Source organism: Mycobacterium sp. (genome assembly GCF_050701515.1).
Lineage (GTDB): Bacteria > Actinomycetota > Actinomycetes > Mycobacteriales > Mycobacteriaceae > Mycobacterium.
This window is the reverse complement of the sequence record NZ_JBOGDB010000259.1, coordinates 1-2,574: the sequence shown is the minus strand read 5'-3', so window position 1 is coordinate 2,574 and position 2,574 is coordinate 1. Positions and strand designations below refer to the sequence as shown.

The 2,574-nt window shown below is 69.4% G+C and carries 2 protein-coding genes; both read right to left on the bottom strand.

Annotation, left to right across the window (positions count from 1 at the left end; all coding sequences use genetic code 11):
- Positions 1 to 143: 143 nt before the first annotated feature.
- Positions 144 to 1,769: an alkaline phosphatase family protein gene (locus ACRDU5_RS19510; protein ID WP_526616426.1), complete on the bottom strand. Its 1,626-nt coding sequence runs from the start codon at positions 1,767 to 1,769 to the stop codon at positions 144 to 146.
- A gap of 212 nt (positions 1,770 to 1,981) precedes the next feature.
- On the bottom strand, positions 1,982 to 2,386 hold the full coding sequence (locus ACRDU5_RS19505) for a VOC family protein (RefSeq protein ID WP_526616425.1): 405 nt from the start codon (positions 2,384 to 2,386) through the stop codon (positions 1,982 to 1,984).
- Positions 2,387 to 2,574: the final 188 nt, after the last annotated feature.

The window sequence follows — 2,574 nt, the reverse complement described above, 5'->3', positions numbered from 1 at the left end:
CGACAGAGCTGGGGCAGAACCGACGTATGGGCGTCGGGGCTGGTGCTGCTGCTCATCGTGGTGGCGTACGTCTATTTCAGCGGCTGAGCACAGGGGTGGGGAGGGGCTGTCACTTCTGGTCGCGTGGCGAACCCTCTCGACCCCTACTGGCCCGCCGTGGAATGCGGCGCGGCCGGCGGCACGGCGACCGGCGCCAGCATCTCGGCGAGCACCCGCCCGTCCGAGCCGCTCGGGATCTGCACCCCGATCAGCGTCGCCACCGTGGGCGCGATGTCGTTGACCGCCACCGTCGCGTGATACCACCCGGCGCGAATCCCCGGGCCCAGGAACACAATTGGCACGTGCGCGTCGTAGGTGTACGGAGTGCCATGGGTCGTGCCGGATCCTGAGCGGATCCAGTACGGGTCGAGGATGATTTCCAGGTCACCGGATCGGTCTGCGCGATAGCTGCGCAGGACGCGGCGTCCGATGGTGTCCGGCGGGATGTCGCCGCGTAGAATCTGGTCGCGCGTGTACACCCGTGCCACGTGCGGCACCCCGGCTGCCGCGGCGGCCGCCACGCGGCGTACGTCGCCGGCGTCGAGCTCCCGCTCCGCGACGAGCCCATGATTCAGATACGGGGAGCTGCCGGCCGTCGCCAGGATCCACTTCCCCTCGCCGAACCGGAGGTCCAGCGCCGCCTCGATCGGTCCGAACAGCGCCTCGCCGGCCATGCGGCCGCCCGGCATCTTCGCTTCGGCCAGCGTCTCGGGGACCGGCGACACCCCGTGATCGGCTGTGAGCACCACGAGCGTCCGGTCAAGACCCACCAGCTCGTCCACCTTCGCGAGGAGACGCCCGATGACCTCGTCGGTTCGCACCGTGATGTCGTGCACCTCGGGACTGTCCGGCCCATAGCTGTGGCCGACGCTGTCGTTCGACGAGAAGCTGACGCTCAGCAGGTCGGTCACGCCGCGCTGCCCGAGCCGCTCGGCAGCCAACGCCGTCTCGGCCAGCGACGCGAGGAGCTCGTTGCCGAACGGGCTTCCGTACACCGCCGCGTACAGGGGCCGGCCCGGCGCGGCCGGCATCATGCGCCCCTTGCCCTCCGGGCCGCCGGCGAACTCCCAGGTCCGGCCGGCGTAGGCGTCGGCGGGCTTGCGGGCGTTGAACTCGGCAACCCACGCCGGAAGCTCCGCGCCATACCAGGTGCTCGATTCGAAGGTGCCGGTGGTGGTGTCGAACCAGAACGCGCCATTCGCCCGGTGACCCGCCGGCAGGATCGCCGAACGGTCCTTCAGGGAGAGGCCGAACACGCGCGGCCGTTCCCGATCGGCGCCGGGTCCCGAGACAGTCTTCAACTCATCGCCCACCGTGCTGACGAGCAGGCGGTGCGGGGAGGCGCCGGCGCCGGGTGTCCCGCCAACCGTCCGAGTGTTCGGATCCTCCACACTGGTCACGCTCGCGCCGAGCGCCCGGTCGTACCAGTCGTTGCCGATGATGCCGCTCACCGCCGGCGTGGCGCCGCTGAGCATCGTGGCGTGGCCGATGGCGGTGACGGTGGGGTAGTGGTCGTGGTACGCGTTGGTGAAGACCGCTCCGTCGTTGAGCAGCCGGGCGAAGCCGTGCCGGAACTCGCCGCGAAATCGTGTGAGGTAGTCGAACCGCAGCTGGTCCACCGCGATGAGCAGAACCAGCCGAATCGCTGGTTCCGCGGGCGGTGACTGGGCCGACGGCAGAATCGGGACCGCGAGCAGGAAGGCGAAGGCCAGGGCTGTGAGGCGTCTCATTGGTGTCCTCCACGATGGACCATCGCCCGCGCCTTCGTCAATGTGTCCTCGCACGTGGCTCATCGCGAAGGCGTGTTCAGTTCGACACGGACGTGCAGAAGTGTCATCTCCCGAAGGCCGGATCGTCGAGCCCTTCCACGGACGCCGACTCGTCAAAGTTGCGAATTCGCACACCATTGGACCGCAGTGGCCGCACGCGGCCGCCAGTCGCCTCAGTACACCCGCCAGATGCCGGGCGTCAGCAGTTCCACGAGATGTCCGTCCGGGTCGCGGAAGTACACGCTCTGCCCTCCGAGGGGCCAGCGGACCCGCGACTCGATGGCCACGCCGTCGGCCGCCAGCCGCGCTTCCCACGCCTCGAGATCCTCCGCGCGCACCCCGAGGCCGACGTGCAGGGGGCCGGTCCCATCGTGGCCGGGGATCACCCCGCCTGAGGTCTCGAGGTCATCCACCATGGCGCCGCGGTGGAACAGCAGCAGGACATCGTGCCCGCCGGCGGCAAGGACGCACAGCCGATCCGTTGCGTCGAGCACCTCCAGGGCCAGCGTCTGCTCGTAGAACTGCCTGGAGCGCGGCAGGTCATCCACGTAGAGCGCGGTCTCGATTACGCCTGTCATTGTCGGCACGGCACCCTCCTGCGCAGCTATGCGGCCGCCTGTTCTGCTCATGAACGGGACTCGCCCGGTCTCAGTGTCGCGGCAGTATCGGCGGCGCGACAGTATCGGCCGGCCAATCCGTGCCGGGCTAGGGTTGACGGGCCGAGAGCCTACTTGCGCGGCGGATGTGTGTCGGTCACGATGAACAC